This is a genomic window from Phytomonospora endophytica (assembly GCF_014202425.1).
Lineage (GTDB): Bacteria > Actinomycetota > Actinomycetes > Mycobacteriales > Micromonosporaceae > Phytomonospora > Phytomonospora endophytica.
Window position 1 is genome coordinate 120105 of sequence record NZ_JACHGT010000008.1, and the last position, 16442, is coordinate 136546.

The window sequence follows — 16442 nt, forward strand, 5'->3', positions numbered from 1 at the left end:
CCCGGTGAATCAGGCACCATCATGCCAGACCTCATTTGTTTGCCTGTGATACTTTGTCTCTGAAACTAATGTAACCCTCGGGGAGAGGCAGCCACATGACCACCGTCACCGCACCGGCGAGAGGCCCGGTCCAGCGGGCCGAACGCGCCCTCGCGCCCGACCTGGCCCGGGGCGCGATGCTGCTCCTGATCGCGCTGGCCAACGTCGCCGGAGTCGTCTTCGCCGGCGAACCCGGCTTCGACCCCGCACCCGAAGGCGCCGACCGGGGCCTCACCTTCCTGCTCTTCGAACTCGTCCACGCCCGCGGCTACCCCGTCTTCGCGGTCATGTTCGGCTACGGGCTCGTCCAGCTCGCCCGGCGGCAGGACGCCTCCGGCGCGACGCCCGCGCAGGTCCGCGCGGTCCTCCTGCGCCGCAACCTCTGGCTCGTCGTGTTCGGCCTCGTGCACGCCACGCTGCTCTACTACGGCGACTTCCTCGGTGCCTACGGCATCGTCGGTGTCGTCATGACCCTCGTGCTCCTGCGCAGGGGCGACAGGTTCCACCGGATCGCGCTGGCGCTGTGGGCGTTCTCGGCCGTCGAGGTGCTCGTCCTCGGCGTCATCGCGTACACATCGATGTCCGGTGACGGCACCGCCGCCATGCCCAGCAGTCCCATCGCGTCGCTGACCGCCGACGGGTACGTCGCGTCGATGCTCGACCGCCTCGCCGAATGGCCCACGCACACCCTGACGGTCCTGCCGTTCATCATGATCGCGTGGCTGGGCATGTGGGCCGCCCGCCGCCGCGTCCTGGAAGAGCCCGCCCGCCACAAGGGACTGCTGAAGTGGACGGCCGTCGCGGGTCTCGGCATCGCCGTGCTCGGCGGCTTCCCGGCCGCGATGCTCAGCGCCGGATGGCTGCACGTCGACGAGGGCGCCGCGAGCCTCATGCTCATGCTGCACGGAGCCAGCGGGATGTTCGCCGGACCGGGCTACATCGCCCTCATCGGACTGATCGCGATGCGCGTCATGCGGTCCGGGCGAACCGGGCCGGTCGTGGCATCGCTGTCGGCGCTGGGGAAGCGCTCGCTGTCGGGCTACCTGACGCAGTCGGTGGCGTGGCTGGTGCTGCTCCTGCCGTTCACGCTCGGCCTCGGGGACGCCTTCGGCAGCCCGACGGTGACCGGCCTGGTCATCGCCGTCGCGGTGTGGGCCGCGACGGTGCTGGGCGCGCGGGCGCTCGAACGGCGCGGGCACGCCGGACCGGCGGAACGGCTGCTGCGGCGGCTGACCTACGGGCGCAGGGGATAGTGGATCCCGGGGTGGGGGCGAAGGCCCTCACCCCGCTCAAGTTTCGCTCAAGGCGCCCCCGCACCACCCCCGCGATACTCGCCGCGACCCCATCCGTCGCGAAAGGACCATCGCATGCGCGCCCGCGCGAAACTCGCCGCCGTCCTCGTCCCGCTCGCCGCCGCGGCGGTGTTCGCGGCCACGACCCCGCACGCCGTGGCCGAAGAACCCGCGGCGGCGGCGGCCGTCGCCACGACCCGCGTCACCTACGAGACCGGCACGCTCGACTCCGGCTTCCCGAAGCTCGGCCTCGACAACCAGTGCTGCCCCGGCGTCTCCCTCCGTGTCACCGACCTCGCGCGCACCGGCGGTAACGCCGTCCGCAGCAACCTCCGTTACGGCGACCCGATGGTCAAGGGCGGCACCCGCGCCGAAAGCCACACCATCACGATGAGCGAGACGCTCTTCGGCTCCGGAACCGCCGCCTACTACGGCTTCAGCGTCTACATCCCCAGTACCTGGGCCACCGACAGCCGCGAGGACATCGTCTTCCAGTGGCACAACTGGCCCGACTCCTGCGAGGCCTCGAAAGTCCCCAGCGCCTTCCTCAGCGTCCAGCCGAGCGGCATGTGGCGGCTGCGCGTCAACTCTGACGCCGCGCCCTGCTCGACGGCCGGCTCCATCGCCAAGACGAGCTTCGACCTCGCCGCGGTCAAGACCGGACAGTGGAACGACTTCGTCTTCCGTTTCGTCTGGGACCACGACGCCGACGGTGAGATCGAGGCCTGGCACCAGAGCAGCAGGAACCTCGGCTGGGTCAACGTCCTCGCGACCCGGGAGGGCCCCAACACCTTCAACGACGTCGGCCCGCGCGGCTACCTGAAGTGGGGCGTCTACAAGCCCGCGTGGAACACCGGACCGACCGACGTGCCCAACCGCGTCGTCATGCACGACAACATCGCCGTCGGCGGGAGTTTCGCCGCCGTCGACCCTTCGCGGCCCTGACCGGTTTGACCGCATCGACTCCCGGGTAAGGGATCTTCACCCGATACAGGAGGCTCGACATGGACGCCGTCACCGCGATCACCGCCGACCACCGCCTGCTCGAAGATCTCTTCCGCCGCGTGCGCGCCGCCGAGGGCGACGAGCCGTTCGCGCTGCTCACCGAGATCGAGGCGCGCCTTTCGGCGCACAACCTCGCCGAAGAGAACCACGTCTTCCCGGCCCTGATGCCGGGTGAGCCCGTCTACGAGGGCAACCACGTCCACGACGAGGCCGCCGAGAAGGTCGCCCAGGCGCAGCGGCTCCTGGGTACGGAGTACTTCGCGCCGGTGTTCGACGACTTCGTCAGCGCCGTCCGCGACCACGTCGAGGAGGAGGAGCAGGAGATCCTGCCCGTCCTCGCCGGTGCGGTCTCGCCGAGCCGCCTGGAAGACCTCGGCCGCGCCTTCGAGGAGCGCCGGGTCGCCGAACTGCGCCAGAAAGGCTTCGTCGAGGCCGGGCACTGAGCCGTACGGTATCCGCGTGACCTACCGGCTGATCATCCTCAACGGCGGCTCCAGCTCCGGCAAGTCGTCGCTGGCCCGCGCGCTTCAGGAGTCCCTGTCCGACCCGTGGCTGCTGCTCGGCGTCGACGACCTCATCGACGCCGGGCCGTCGTGGCTGCTCGACGGCGGCGACGGCGACGGCCTCGCCTTCGGCGCGGACGGCTCGGTCCAGCCGGGCGCCGGTTTCGCCGCGCTCAACAGGGCATGGGACGCCGGACTCGTCACGATGGCCCGCGAAGGCGCGCGGGTCATCGTCGACGAGGTGTTCCTGCACGGCGGGGAGTCGCAGCGGGCCTGGCTGAAACTGCTCGCCGGACTCCCGGCGCTGTGGGTGGGCGTGCACTGCCCGGTCGACGTCGTCGCACGCCGTGAGGCCGCCCGCGGCGACCGGATTCCCGGCATGGCGGCGAAACAGGCCGAGACCGTTCACATCGGCATGAACTACGACGTCGTCGTCGACACCTCGACGCTGACGCCCGCCGACGCGGCCGCGCGCATCGCCGCCGCGCTCACCTGAAGGCGACCTCCTCGAAACGGGCCGTGAAGCCCGAACCGTCGGGCGAGGCGCACATGACCCCGGCCAGAACCCCCACGTCCGGCGGGAAGTAGGCAAGGCGCAGCATCGTCGCGGGTTCACCGCCGTCGAGTCCATATCGGACGGTCACGGTGTCGCCCCTCCGCTCGACCGCGAGCGTCACCGACGCCGGAGCGGCCGGCAGCGGCACCACCGACCAGTCCGACACCCCGCGCGTCACCACGGCACTGAGCTGCCGCACACCGTCGACGAGCTCGATCCCGGTCTTGACCCAGTTCTCCTCGTCGAGCCGCAACATCACCCCGGCCTGGTCGTACAGGTCGCGGTAGGCGCCGGAGAACGTCGCGGTGAGGGTGAAGTCGCCTTCGACGTCGCGGCCGAGGACGTGGCCGTTGTCGCGGATGAAGCCGTAGTGCGTGGTGCGCCAGAAGTCGGAGTCCGGCCGCGTCGTCGCCTCGACGACGCCGTCGGTCGCGGACCACGCGGCGGGCTCGTGGAGCCAGCGCCAGCCGTCGGTGCCGAACGCGGTGATGGTCATGGACCATGTCTACCCGGTGGGCGACGCCGGCGACGCCCTCAACGCCCGCCACGCCCCACCTTCGACGGCCACCTCCCGCCACTCGCCGTCGGCGACCCGGCGGCGGCACTCGCCGAACTCCCGCACCACGCGTGGGCGGCCGTCGGAATGGTCGGGCCAGGTCCCCCGCGTGATCGGCGTCCCGCCGTAGCCCGGCTCGTAGCCGATGCCGTAGAAGGCCTCGATCCCCGGCGCGTGCGTCGCCAGCGCGTGGATCGCCCGCCGGTGGTACCACTTGCTCACGGCCGCGAGCCGCAGGCCGCCGTCGATCGCCTCACCGATGTGCGCGAGCGCGTTCCGCACGTTCTCCTCGGTGTTCGCCGAGGTCTCCTCGACCCGGATCGCCGACGCGGCGACGCCTCGCGCGATCAGCTCGTCGCGCATCCACGGCCCTTCGACGCGGCCGTCGTGGCGGTTCACGCCGCCCGTGACGATCACCAGCGGCGCGGCTCCTCGCAGGTGCCGCCCGGCCGCGATCTCGACCGGCCGGATCTGCTTGGTGCCGAAGACGAACACGGCGACGGGCAGGTCCTCGGGCGGCGGCACGTGAACGTCGACGTACGCGGTCATCGTGACGACCTGGGCCAGGCCGAGATCGTCGGTGGTCATCCCGGCCGCGCTTCGTCGTCCATCCACCCGGTCTACCACGAGAACACGGCCCGCCGGGTGCGGCGGGCCGTGCGGGAGCGAACCGGGAATCAGCCCTGTGCGGCCTCGCGCAGGATCGCCAGCGCCTCGTCGGCGTGCCCGTTCATGTTCACCTCGCTGCGGATCACCGCGAGGATGCGCCGGTCGGTCCCGACGACGAAGGTCATCCGCTTCGTCGACAGGGCCCCCAGCGCGAGCTTGCGGCGGACACCGAAGGCGGTCGCAACGGTCCCGTCGGGGTCGGACAGGAGCGGGTAGTCGAAACCGTGCTTGTCGGAGAACTCCTTCTGCTTCTCCACCGAGTCGCGGCTGATGCCGACGCGCTGCGCCTTCAGCTCACCGAACTCGGCGGCGAGGTCGCGGAAGTGGCACGACTCGGCGGTGCACCCGCGGGTCATCGCCGCGGGGTAGAAGAAGAGTACGACCGGGCCGTCGGCGAGCAGTTCGCTGAGGCGCCGGGGAGTGCCGGTCTCGTCGGGAAGGCTGAAATCGTCGACGAGGTCGCCGGTCTGCACGCTCACGGTGGGTCCTTCCGTTCGGCGGATGCCGACCACGCTAGTCCAGCCGTTTCAGCGACCGGCGGCGCCTCTGATTGCGGACCGAAGCTGTCCGCAAGTCCTCGTAGTCTGCCGATATGACAACCAAGAAGACCTTCCTCGTCCTGCTCGTCGCGGCGGCCCTCGCGCTCGTCGCGGCCCCCGCCTCGGCGCACCAGCGGCCGTGGTCGGCGACGTGGGCGCGGGCGATGCAGGCCCCGGCGGGCGAGAGCTGGCAGGGCCCGAACTGGTCCCTCGACGGATTCGACGGCCAGTCGCTGCGCCAAGAGCTGCGGGTCAGCCGCGGCGGCGACTCGGTGCGCGTCACCATCTCCAACCGCTACGGCACCGGCCCGCTGCGTGTCACCGGCGCGAGCATCGGTAAGCCCGGCGCCGACGGCGCGGTCCGGCCGGGGACACTGCGCCCGCTCACCTTCGCCGGCCGCGCCTCGACCACCGTCCCCGCCGGGACCGAGCGCACCGGCGACGCCGCCTACCTGCGCGTCGCCGCCCTCGAACGCCTCAGCATCACCCTCTACTTCAGCGCCCCGACCGGCCCCGCGACCTTCCACGAGTCCTCGGCCGACACCTCCTACCTCGCTGCGGGCGACCACCGCTTCGACCCGCGCGCGGCCGCTTTCACCGGGCGCAACCACGCCTCCTACTTCCTCAGCCGCGTCGACGTCGGCGGACGCCCCTCGCCGTCCGTCGTGACCTTCGGCGACTCCATCACCGACGGCGTCAGCGCCACCCCCGGCACCGACGGCCGCTACCCCGACCGCCTCGCCGAGCGGATCGCCGCCGCCGGCCTCCCCTACGGCGTGCTCAACACCGGCCTGTCGGGCAACGAACTCCTCAACGACAGCGCCACCGCCGGTGAGTCGGGTCTCCACCGCTTCCAGCACGACGTCCTCGACCAGCCGGGCGTGCGGACCGTCGTCGTCCTCGAAGGCGTCAACGACATCGGCCTCGCCGGCTGGCTCGGCCGCCCCCTGACCGCCGAGACGCTCATCGACGGCCACCGCGCCCTCATCGCCGCCGCCCACGCCGAAGGCGTGCGGATCATCGGCGCGACCATCACCCCGATCGCTGGCTCCTTCTACGACAGTCCCGAGGCCGAGGCGATCCGCGACGCCGTCAACGACTGGATCCGCACCGGCGGCGAATACGACGCCGTCGCCGACTTCGACCTCGCGCTCGCCGAACCCGGCGGCGACAGGATGCGCGCCGAGTACGCCACCCTCGACCTGCTCCACCCCAACGACGCGGGCCTGGCCGCGATGGCCGACACCATCGACCTCGCCACCCTGTGAACCCCCGGGCGGGGAGACGAGAAACCTCGTTTCCCCGCCCGAACCGGGACGTACGACCACACTGATCACGTGCCGGTAGGGTGTCAACGTCACGTCAACGGCCGTCATCGCACGGCCGCGGTCGCGACTGGAGTGCCGGGAAGTCTGGTCGGCGGTACCTCGCCACGCCCACGTCCGGCCCCGGAGTCACCATGACCAGCAACGACCGCCGCAGCTTCCTCGGCCTGCTCCCGCTCATCGAGCGGCGCGCCGTCACCCGCGCCCTGCGCACCGAGACCGTCGGCGGCATGGTCCTGCTCATCGCCGCCGTCATCGCGCTCGTCTGGGCGAACTCGCCCTGGTCGGCGTCCTACGAGACCGTCCGCGACTTCCACTTCGGGATCCCCGCCCTCGGCCTCGACCTGTCCGTCGGGCACTGGGCCGCCGACGGCCTGCTCACCGTCTTCTTCCTCGTCGCCGGGATCGAACTCAAACGCGAACTCGTCGTCGGTGAACTGCGCACCCCCTCGGCCGCCGCGCTGCCCGTCATCGCCGCGATCTGCGGCGTCGTCCTCCCCGCCGTCCTCTACGTGACGATCGTCGGCGGCGCGGGCGGCGAGATGCACGGCTGGGCCGTGCCCATGGCCACCGACATCGCCTTCGCGCTCGCCGTCCTCGCCGTCATCGGCACCAACCTCCCCGCCGCCCTGCGCGCCTTCCTGCTGACCCTCGCCGTCGTCGACGACCTCTTCGCCATCCTCGTCATCGCCGTCTTCTACAGCGGCACCCTCGACGTCCTCGCGCTCGCCCTCGCCGCCGCCGGGCTCGTCGTGTTCTGGCTACTCCAGCGCTTCCACGTGCGCGGCTGGTGGTTCTACGTGCCGCTCGGCCTGGTCATCTGGGGCCTCACCTACACCTCCGGCGTCCACGCGACCGTCGCCGGCGTGGCCATGGGCCTGCTGCTGCGCGCGAAGTTCGACGAGAGGCACGACCGGCACGAATCACCCGGCGAACGCACCGAACACGTGCTGCGGCCCCTGTCGGCGGGCATCGCCGTACCGCTCTTCGCGCTGTTCGCGGCGGGCGTCAGCGTCTCCGCCGACGCCATCGGCGGGGTGTTCACCCGGCCCGAACCACTCGGCGTCGTCGTCGGCCTCGTCGCCGGTAAGGCACTCGGCATCTTCCTCGGCACCTACCTCGCCGCGCGCTTCACCCGCGCGCGACTCAACCCCGAACTCGGCTGGGGCGACGTCTTCGCCATCGCCGTCCTCGGCGGCATCGGCTTCACGGTCTCCCTGCTGATCACCGAACTCGCCTTCGACGACCAGACGCTCATGTACGAGGTCAAGGCCGCCGTGCTGATCGGCTCGCTCATCGCCGCCGTGCTCGCCACGGGCCTGCTGCGCAGGCGCAACCGCATCTACGGGCGCATGTACGACGACGAGGAACGCGACGAGGATTCCGATGGCATCCCCGACGTGTATCAACGATGATGTCGCGATGCCGACCTTCACCGCCCCCGACGGGACCGCGCTCGCCTACCGCACCGTCGGCGACGGACCGCCCTTGCTCTGCGTCCCCGGCGGGCCGATGCGCGCCTCGGCCTACCTCGGCGATCTCGGCGGCCTGTCCCGCCACCGCACCCTGATCCTGTTCGACCTGCGCGGCACCGGCGACTCGGCGATCCCCGCCGACCCGGCGAGCTACCGCGCCGACCGGCAGGTCGGCGACGTCGAGGCCCTCCGCGAGCACCTGGGCCTCGACCGCGTGGACGTCCTGGCCCACTCGGCGGGCGGGGACCTCGCGCTGCTCTACGCCACCGCGCACCCCGAACGGGTCGCGAACCTCGTCATGGTCACCGCCCGTGCCCGCGCGCTCGGCGTCGACTTCACCGCCGAACAGCGCCGCGAGGTCTTCGGCCTCCGCGCCGGTGAGAAGTGGTTTCCCGAGGCGCACGAGGCCTTCCTGCGCCTACTCGACGGGACCGGCACCGACGACGACTTCGCCACCGGCACGCCGTTTTTCTACGGCCGCTGGGACGACGCGGCCAAGGCGCACAGCGCCCTCGACGACGAACAGAGCAACGCCGACGCCGGCGCCGTCTACGCCCGGCCGGAGGCCTTCGACCCGGTGGCCGCGCTCGCCGTCGCCGGAAAATGGGACACGCGGGTGCTCGTGCTGGCCGGTGAACTCGACGGAGCACCGCGACCGCACGTCGCGGCCGCGATCGCCGGGCTCTTCCCGGACGCCGAGTGCACCGTCCTCGCCGGTGCCGGGCACTTCCCGTGGCTCGACGACGCCGACGGGTTCACCGCCGCCGTCGAGGGTTTCCTCGGCTAGTCCTCGCTCGGGGTTTCCCGCCTGGAGCCCGTTTCGGTCTCCCACGCGGTCAGCTGCCGTTCGAGGGCCTTCATGATCTCGAAGACCTGCGAGGGCGGGATCTTCACGCGGGCGACGACCTTCGCCGGGGTGTTCAGGTAGCGCTCCCCGGTGTTGGTGTCCTCGTGCGGCTGGGGCGGCCTGGTGGTGGTCGCGAAGTCGAGGGTGAAGCTCTCGGCGTCATGCCAGATCGCCACGAAGTTGGCGTAGACGCCCGACTCCAGATCGGCGGGCATGTCCAGGGAGATGCGGCGGTCGGGGAGCTCGCTCATCGGGCTGACGTTACCGCACCGTCGGCGGCCAGGACCCGGCCGAGATGCAGCGCGCCGTCCTCGTCGGCGTACAGCCCGAAAGGCTCCACCGGGGCGTAGCCCAGTGAGGTGTAGAGGCGGATCGCCTCGGGCTGCTCGCTGCCGGTCTCCAGGATCATCCGGCCGCGGCCGGCTTCGAGCGCCGACTCCTCAAGCACCGCGACCATCCGCCGCGCCAGGCCGAGACCGCGCGCGGCCGGGCGCACGTACAGGCGCTTCATCTCCGCGTCGGCGGGACCGTGCGCGCGCCACGCGCCCGTCGCGACGGGCAGGCCCTCGCGGTAGGCGACGTAGAAGACACCGTTGGGCAGCGCGAAGTCCGCGGCGGCCAGGACCGTCGCGTCGGGGCCGCCGTAGCGGCGGACGTACTCCTGCTGGACCTCGTCGATCAGCTCCTGGGCGGCCGGGCCGTCGTAGGACTCCAGGCGGAACTCGACACTCATGAGCGCGAGGCTAGCCGATGCGGAGGGGTGGTTCCATGAGCCGGACCACCGGGGGTTCGGCCGGGCGGATCCACGCCGGACACCTGCCGAAACGCGGCGGCGGGCGCGACGAGGCCGCCGCCCATGACCGGCAGCTCACCGCGCGGGAGGACCGCACCGTCGACGTCCGGCACGGGAGCGGCGAGACGTAGGCCACCGAATACGTCGCGTCGAAGCCGTCGCCGGTGCCCGCCACATGGTCGAAACACCCCCCTCGTCGGCATCGGCGTGAAACCGAGCTCCTCGGACCGCGACGACGACGGCCGTAACAGGGCGGCCACACCGCCCACGCCGGCCCGAACCCGCCGTCCGCACGTGCCGCCACGCGTGCACCCGCACGACCTCCACCCCGCCGCGTGACCACCCCTCACCTGGTGCGATCCTTCCTCCCCCACATCATCCGTACGGCTCGCGCATTAGGACCGAAGAGGCGGCCGGAAAGGGGTCCCCTTTCCCCGTAACGCGCGTCATGCTGAACAGCGACGATCATGATTGTCCGTATATGCGTGCTCCACGCACCCGACCGAAAGCAGCGATGGCACGAGCAAGCCGCCTGCGCGGCCCCGCCCGCTCACGCGCATCCTGGACGCGCCCCGACGCGCGCGCCGGGATCGGCGCGGCCGTCGTGCTGCTCGCGCTCATCGCCGCCGTCGAACTCGCCGACGGTCCCGCACCCCGCGTCGTCGGCCTGCTGGCCACGCCGCCCTTCGTCGCCGCGGCCTTCGCCGGGTGGCGCTCGGTCGGCCTCCTCGGCCTCGCCTGCACGATGTTCGGCCTTGGCGTGACCTCCTACGGCGCCCACACCGTCGAGCTGGGCGAGGCGACCGACATCGCCGCGATCGTCGTCGCCACGGGCATCGCGATGGCCACCGCCGTCGCCCGCCAGCGCCAGCTCGACCGCATGAACACGCTGACCAGGCTCGCCTCGGTCGCGCAGGAAGCCGTCCTGAGACCCCTCGGCCCGCAGATCGGCCACCTCAACCTCGCCGCCCGCTACGTCTCGGCGAGCACCGCCGCCGACATCGGCGGGGACCTCTACGAGGTCGTCGACACGCCGTACGGCACCCGCATGATCATCGGCGACGTGCGCGGCAACGGTCTCGACGCCGTCCGCCTGGCCAGCACGGTCCTCGGGTCCTACCGGCACGTCGCCTTCGAGCGCGCCGACCTGCGCGCGATCGTCGCCGACCTCGACCGGGCCGTGGCGCGCTCCGTCGGCGACGAGGACTTCGTCACCGCGGCCCTCCTCGAAGAGCGCGGTGGTTCGCTGACGATCGTCAACTGCGGCCACCCGCCGCCCATGCTCCTGCGCGACGGCCGCGTCCAGCTCCTCGAACCGCCCTCGGCGGCGCCCCCGCTGGGGTTCATGCCGGTCGTGTCGCTGCGTTCGCACCGCCTGGAGCCCGGTGACCGCCTGCTCCTCTACACCGACGGCCTCACCGAGGCCCGGCGTGCCGGGGAGTTCTTCCCGATCTCCGAGCGCGCCTGGGGCCTGCTCGGGCACGGCTCGGTCGGCGACGGTCTCGCCTCCCTGGAGAGCGCGCTGCGCGAATGGGTCGGCGGACCGCTCGACGACGACATCGCCCTGGTCCTGGTCGAGTACACCGGCCCGCGCCCGGGTGCCGAGGAGGCCGCGCCGAGCTGGGCGGTCGCCGAACGCGGTCGCCAGGACGGCAACGGCGGCAATGCTCTGGGCCCGGTCGACGTCCCCACGCCTCCCGGGCCCGCCACCCCCGTGGGCGATCCCACCCCTTCGTCGGCGCTTCCCCCCGCCGACTCGCTCGGCGCCCGAAGGCGCTGAGACGTCTTAACGTTCGTGCGAGAGCAACTCCTCGACGGACACGTACGGCATGTCCGTCAACTCGCCGTAGGAGTGTCGGGCGACCGCCGGCCGCGCGCGGTGACGCCCGGTGTAACCCACCCGGCCCACGATGCGCGCGAGTAAGGTCCGGTCGCGTTCGCCGGGCGACCCACCGCCCGTGTCCGAGGTCGTGACAGTGCTGAACATTCGGCACCTCCCACCTTGATGTCCGGTTCACTGTTCTCAACGACGACGGCGACAAACGGTGACGAACGTCGATGGGTCGTTAACCCGACAGGGTTACCGCCGTTACCTGACCGTATGTATCTGGGCGACCCACTTGCCGTTGGTTACCCGCGAGTAATAAACTCGGACGTACTGACGAGTAGGAGGCGTGGGATGTCCCACTACAAGAGCAATCTCCGAGACATCGAGTTCAACCTGTTCGAGGTGTTCGGCGCCAGCGAGATGATGGGCCGGGACCTTTACGCCGACGTCGACGCGGAGACCGCCCGGGACATCCTGCGCGAGATGGACCGCATGGCCCGCGAAGACCTCGCCGAGTCCTTCGCCGACGCCGACCGCAACCCCCCGGTCTTCGACACCAAGAACAACACCGTCGAGGTACCCGAGGCGTTCCGCAAGTCCTACGAGACCTTCATGGACGCCGAGTACTGGCGCCTCGGCCTGCCCCCCGAGATGAACGGCACGTGGGCGCCGCGGTCGCTGATCTGGTCGCTCGCCGAACTCGTCCTGGGCTCCAACCCCGCCGTGTGGATCTTCGCCAGCGGGCCGAGCATGGCGCACACCCTCCACCACGAGGGCACCGACGAGCAGAAGGAATGGGCGAAACTCTTCGCCGAGAAGCGCTGGGGCGCCACCATGGTGCTCACCGAACCCGACGCGGGCTCCGACGTCGGCGCCGGCCGCACCAAGGCCTACCTGCAGCCCGACGGCTCCTGGCACCTCGAAGGCGTCAAGCGCTTCATCACCTCCGGTGAACACGACCTCACCGACAACATCATCCACTACGTGCTCGCGCGCCCCGTCGGCGTCGAAGGCCACGGCGGACCCGGCACCAAGGGCCTCAGCCTCTTCGTCGTGCCGAAGTACCACTTCGACCCCGAGACCGGTGAACTCGGCGCCCGCAACGGCGTCTACGCCACCAACATCGAGCACAAGATGGGCCTCAAGGTCTCCACCACCGCCGAACTCACCTTCGGTGAGAACGAGCCCGCCAAGGGCTGGCTGATGGGCGAGAAGCACGAGGGCATCCGGCAGATGTTCCTCATCATCGAATACGCGCGGATGATGGTCGGCACGAAGGCCATCGCGACTCTCTCGACCGGGTACCTCAACGCCCTCGAATACGCCAAGCAGCGCGTCCAGGGCGCCGACCTGCTCACCCCGTCGAAGGACGCCCCCCGCGTCACCATCACCCACCACCCCGACGTCCGCCGCTCCCTGCTCCTGCAGAAGGCGTACGCCGAAGGCCTCCGCGCCCTCGTCACGTACACCGCGACGTGGCAGGACAAGCAGCTCATGGCCCAAGACGCCGGCGACGAGGAAGCGTCCAAGGAAGCGCAGCGCGTCAACGACCTGCTGCTCCCCCTGGTCAAGGGCGTCGGCTCCGAACGCGCCTACGAACTCCTCAGCTCCGAATCGCTCCAGACCTTCGGCGGCAGCGGCTTCCTCCAGGACTACCCCCTGGAGCAGTACGTCCGCGACTCGAAGATCGACACCCTCTACGAGGGCACCACCGCGATCCAGAGCCTCGACTTCCTGTTCCGGAAGATCGTCAAGGACCAGGGCTTCGCGCTCATGAAGGTCGCCGGCGAGATCCAGACCTTCGTCGCCACCGACGGACCCGAAGAGCTCAAGCCCGTCCGCGAATCCCTCGGCAAAGCCCTGGAGAACGCCCAGGCCATGCTCGGGGCACTCGGCGGACACCTCGGCGCGTCGCAGGGCGAAGAACCCCGCGCGCTCTACAAGGTCGGACTGCACTCCCGACGACTCCTGCTCGCCATGGGCGACGTCGTCGTCGGATGGCTCCTCGCCAAGCAGGCCGACGTCGCCCTCAAGGCCATCGCCGACGGCCGCGGAGACGACTTCTACCGCGGAAAGGTCGCCTCCGCCAGGTTCTTCGCCAGCGAAGTCCTGCCCAGGCTGATCTCCGACCGCGCCATCGTCGAAAACGCCACCTACGACGCCATGGACCTCGACGAAGCCGCGTTCTAGACCGACACCGCACAGACAGACCCACGCGGTCGACCACAGACTCTGCTCACAGGGTGCAGGTCGAACACCCGCCCCGGATGGTGGACACCGGGGCGGGTGTTCTGTGCTGGTTGGCTCGCTGCGCTCGCGATGCGGCTGGCGCCGCTGCGCGGCTTCGCCTCCGGGCCTTCGGCCCGCTTGCCGCTGGGCGTGGTGGTCGGCTCCGCCGCCTGGGCGGTGTGGTTCTGGCCTTCCCTGGGGTGCGGTGGGTTTTGGGTTGCGGGGCGGCTGCGTCGACCACCACGCCTTACGCGGCAGAGTTCACCCCGGCGGGGTGGGGTGGCGGGGGAGGTTGCGGGGTGGGGCTCGCGGGTCTTGCCGTTGCTGCTGCCGTTGCTGCTGCTGCTGCTGCTGCCGCTGCCGCCTGCCCGCGACCACCGCCAGCGCCGGCCGCCGTCCGGCCATGGCCGCGCCCGTGGCCGCCGCTGCCCGCGAGTCTTCGGGACCGCTGGCCATCCGCTACCCATGTCTCGCCTCCCGCTCCCGCGACGCGTCCGGTTCGCTGGTCAGCCGCTGCCCACGTCTCGCCTCCCGCCACTTGCCTGCCGCGCCCGCGAGGCGTCCAGCCCGCTGGTCACCTGCTGCCCGCCGCCACGGCTACTGCCTGCCGCCGCCTGTCGCCGCCTGCTGTCTCCTCGCCGGGTCCCGGCTCCCGCGCCCCGACGCTTGTCTCCGCCACCCCCTCCCGGACCTGCCTTCCGCCGCTCGCGATCCGTATCCGAGCCCGCCTCGAAACCGGGCCCGGGACTTGCTGCCGCCAGCCGTTTGCTCCCCGCTCTCCGCTTGCCGGTTCTCATCTCCCCGCGACCCGCGACCCGCGACCCGCCACCCGTCACCCGTCACCCGCCACCCGCCACCCGTCACCCGCCACCGGCACCCACGACCGGCACCCACGACCCGCTGGCCGCCAGCCGCGACCTGCCATCCACGACCCGCCACCCGGCACCCGCGACCCGCGACCCGCGACCCGCGACCCGCGACCCGCGACCCGCCACCCGCCACCCAGGACCCGCCACCCAGGACCCGCCATCCACGACCCGCCATCCACGACCCGCCACCTGCGACCTGCCATCCGCGCCTTGCCATCCGGCACCCGCCATCCGCGCCCGCGACCTGCCGCGAGAGATCCGTCGCCCACGCCTCGGCGCCGTGACCCGTTCGGTCCGCTGGTCATCCGCTGTCTGTTGCCCCCCGCCGTTGCCGCCATGGTTCGCCGCCTATCACCGCCTGCGTCCTTCTCCCCGGCTTCCGCCTCCCACCTCGCGCGACCCGAAGCCAGGTTCGGACCCGGACTCGCCTCGAACCTGGGCCCGGGACTTGCCACCGCCTGCCGTTCGCCTCCCGGCTCCCAACTCCCGCCATCGGGACCCGCCGCCTGTCTCAGCGACCCGTCCGGTTCGCTGGTCACCCGCGACCCGCGACCCGCGACCCGCGACCCGCGAGCCACCATCCGCGACCGCGCCCGCGATCCATCCCGTTCGCTCGTCACCGGCTGCCCGCTGTCCGCCACCGCTACTGCCATCGCCTGCGCTCCTTCCTCGCCTCCCATCACCCGAACGCGGATTCACCGGCACCCTCGCGCCTCCCGTTGCCACCTCCCGCCACTCGTATCCGGCCCGCCGCTCGGGTCTGCCACCCGGACCCAGGCAGGCCATCGGGCCTGGGCCTGGGACTTGCCACCGCCTGCCGTTCGCTCCCCCTCCGGCTTCCCGCCTGCCGCCGCCCGGACTGGCAGACCGGGTTCACTTCCCGCCGCCCGCCGCCCGCCGCCCGCCGCCCGCCGCCCGCCGCCCGCCGCCCGCCGCCCGCCGCCCGCCGCCCGCCGCCCGCCGCCTGGACCGGCCCGTGGTGCCGCCTGTCGCCTGCCGCCCGGATCGGCCCGTGGCGCCATCTCCCGCGTGCTGTCCGCTTCCGGCCGCCCACCTTGCGCCACTGGGTCCGGCGCCGAGACCCGCCGTCCACCGCTCGCTTTCGGCCGCTCACCACTCGTCTCCCGGACCCGGCGCCGAGACCACTGCTCGGTGTGCGGACCCGCCGTCCGCTACCCGCCTCCCGGACGGGCGCGCGGCGCAGCCTGCCGTCCGCTTTCCGCCTCCAGCTCCCGCTTCCCGGGTCTCGCCTTCGCCTCGTGGCTACAGGTGATGCCTGCTTGGCGGGCGCGGGCATGTGGCAGGACGGCGGCTGGGGTGGGTGGTGGTCGCGGGCAGGCGGTGGCGGCAGTGGGCAGTGCTCGCGAGCGATCGGGTCAGACCGGCGTGGTGGGGGCCGGTCTGCGGCTGGGCGGGTCCGTCTCTCGCCGCCTGGAATCGGGGTTCGCCGGCCGGGTTCGTTCCTCGCCATCCGGTTTTGCTTCGGCGTCTGCCGTCTGCCGTCTGCCGCTCGGCGTCCGCCGTTCGCTCCTCTGCGCTCGGCTTGCGGCTTGCGGTTCGTGATGGCCGACTCGGCGCGGCCGTGCATGGTGTGGCGTAGTCCCGGTTCGGCCCGGCACCGGCTATCGGCTACCCGGCGGGCAGGGGTGCACTCGCCTCTCTTCGGCTTGGGCACCGGCCAGGCGCTCGGCCGTGTCACCCATGTCGCGGGGCGTGGCTGCGTTGCCCTGGTGGGTGGTGAGCCAGGTTCACCGTGCGAGGCGTGCGAGGCGTGCGAGGCGTGCGAGGCGTGCGAGGCGTGCGAGGCGTGCGAGGCGTGCGAGGCGTGCGAGGGGTCCGAGTTGTCCGGGCCGTCCGTCGTGTGAGGCGCGGGAGCCATGCGAGCCGTGTGAGGCGTAGGAGTCGTCCGGGCCGTCC

Annotated in this window: 15 protein-coding genes and 1 pseudogene; 10 read left to right on the top strand and 6 right to left on the bottom strand. The window is 71.8% G+C overall.

All coding sequences use genetic code 11. From position 1 onward, the window contains the following. Window positions 1–95: 95 nt before the first annotated feature. The 4 genes from HNR73_RS19260 to HNR73_RS19275 all read left to right on the top strand — a co-directional run bounded on the left by HNR73_RS19260 (window position 96) and on the right by HNR73_RS19275 (window position 3335). The gene (locus tag HNR73_RS19260; protein WP_184788912.1) at window positions 96–1292 is read left to right on the top strand and encodes a DUF418 domain-containing protein; all 1197 of its coding nucleotides are present in this window, start codon (window positions 96–98) and stop codon (window positions 1290–1292) included. Between the two features lie 114 nt (window positions 1293–1406). Further along, window positions 1407–2276 (top strand): polysaccharide lyase family 20 protein, encoded by an 870-nt coding sequence (locus HNR73_RS19265; protein WP_184788913.1) that lies wholly within the window; start codon window positions 1407–1409, stop codon window positions 2274–2276. A 59-nt stretch (window positions 2277–2335) separates the two neighbouring features. After that, window positions 2336–2779 (top strand): hemerythrin domain-containing protein, encoded by a 444-nt coding sequence (locus HNR73_RS19270; RefSeq protein WP_184788914.1) that lies wholly within the window; start codon window positions 2336–2338, stop codon window positions 2777–2779. Window positions 2780–2795: 16 nt separating this feature from the next. Beyond that, window positions 2796–3335: a chloramphenicol phosphotransferase CPT family protein gene (locus tag HNR73_RS19275; RefSeq protein WP_203686244.1), complete on the top strand. Its 540-nt coding sequence runs from the start codon at window positions 2796–2798 to the stop codon at window positions 3333–3335. Here the strand turns inward: HNR73_RS19275 and HNR73_RS19280 are convergent. The 3 genes from HNR73_RS19280 to HNR73_RS19290 all read right to left on the bottom strand — a co-directional run bounded on the left by HNR73_RS19280 (window position 3328) and on the right by HNR73_RS19290 (window position 5099). Next, window positions 3328–3891 carry a DUF1349 domain-containing protein gene (locus HNR73_RS19280; protein ID WP_184788915.1) on the bottom strand — a complete coding sequence of 188 codons (564 nt, stop codon included), beginning with the start codon at window positions 3889–3891 and terminating at the stop codon, window positions 3328–3330. The genes HNR73_RS19275 and HNR73_RS19280 overlap by 8 nt on opposite strands. A gap of 9 nt (window positions 3892–3900) precedes the next feature. After that, complete coding sequence (locus HNR73_RS19285; protein WP_184788916.1) at window positions 3901–4539, bottom strand: YdcF family protein; 639 nt, start codon at window positions 4537–4539, stop codon at window positions 3901–3903. 89 nt (window positions 4540–4628) lie between these two features. Further along, a complete protein-coding gene (locus tag HNR73_RS19290) occupies window positions 4629–5099 on the bottom strand; it encodes a peroxiredoxin (protein ID WP_275414564.1) in 471 nt (156 codons plus the stop codon). Between the two features lie 113 nt (window positions 5100–5212). On the opposite strand from HNR73_RS19290, the gene HNR73_RS19295 reads away from it, so the two are divergent. The 3 genes from HNR73_RS19295 to HNR73_RS19305 all read left to right on the top strand — a co-directional run bounded on the left by HNR73_RS19295 (window position 5213) and on the right by HNR73_RS19305 (window position 8746). Beyond that, window positions 5213–6427, top strand: a complete 1215-nt coding sequence (locus HNR73_RS19295) for an SGNH/GDSL hydrolase family protein (protein WP_184788917.1) — start codon at window positions 5213–5215, stop codon at window positions 6425–6427. 191 nt (window positions 6428–6618) lie between these two features. Then, window positions 6619–7899, top strand: coding sequence for a Na+/H+ antiporter NhaA (gene nhaA, locus HNR73_RS19300; RefSeq protein ID WP_184788918.1), 1281 nt, complete (start codon window positions 6619–6621; stop codon window positions 7897–7899). Between the two features lie 7 nt (window positions 7900–7906). Next, entirely contained in the window at window positions 7907–8746 is an 840-nt protein-coding gene (locus HNR73_RS19305; protein ID WP_184788919.1) for an alpha/beta fold hydrolase, read from the top strand. Here the strand turns inward: HNR73_RS19305 and HNR73_RS19310 are convergent. Further along, complete coding sequence (locus HNR73_RS19310) at window positions 8743–9057, bottom strand: DUF3467 domain-containing protein (RefSeq protein WP_184788920.1); 315 nt, start codon at window positions 9055–9057, stop codon at window positions 8743–8745. The two genes, HNR73_RS19305 and HNR73_RS19310, sit on opposite strands and share 4 nt — an antisense overlap. After that, a complete protein-coding gene (locus HNR73_RS19315; protein WP_184788921.1) occupies window positions 9054–9539 on the bottom strand; it encodes a GNAT family N-acetyltransferase in 486 nt (161 codons plus the stop codon). The genes HNR73_RS19310 and HNR73_RS19315 overlap by 4 nt, the downstream gene beginning before the upstream one ends. 35 nt (window positions 9540–9574) lie before the next feature. On the opposite strand from HNR73_RS19315, the gene HNR73_RS19320 reads away from it, so the two are divergent. The 3 genes and pseudogenes from HNR73_RS19320 to HNR73_RS19330 all read left to right on the top strand — a co-directional run bounded on the left by HNR73_RS19320 (window position 9575) and on the right by HNR73_RS19330 (window position 13617). Next, entirely contained in the window at window positions 9575–9730 is a 156-nt protein-coding gene (locus HNR73_RS19320) for a hypothetical protein (protein WP_184788922.1), read from the top strand. Between the two features lie 383 nt (window positions 9731–10113). Beyond that, window positions 10114–11229, top strand: a pseudogene (locus tag HNR73_RS19325) (PP2C family protein-serine/threonine phosphatase); the annotation flags it as partial. Window positions 11230–11778: 549 nt separating this feature from the next. Further along, entirely contained in the window at window positions 11779–13617 is a 1839-nt protein-coding gene (locus HNR73_RS19330) for an acyl-CoA dehydrogenase (RefSeq protein WP_184788924.1), read from the top strand. Between the two features lie 300 nt (window positions 13618–13917). Here the strand turns inward: HNR73_RS19330 and HNR73_RS19335 are convergent, their stop codons facing one another. Next, entirely contained in the window at window positions 13918–14112 is a 195-nt protein-coding gene (locus tag HNR73_RS19335) for a hypothetical protein (protein WP_184788925.1), read from the bottom strand. Between the last annotated feature and the right edge of the window lie 2330 nt (window positions 14113–16442).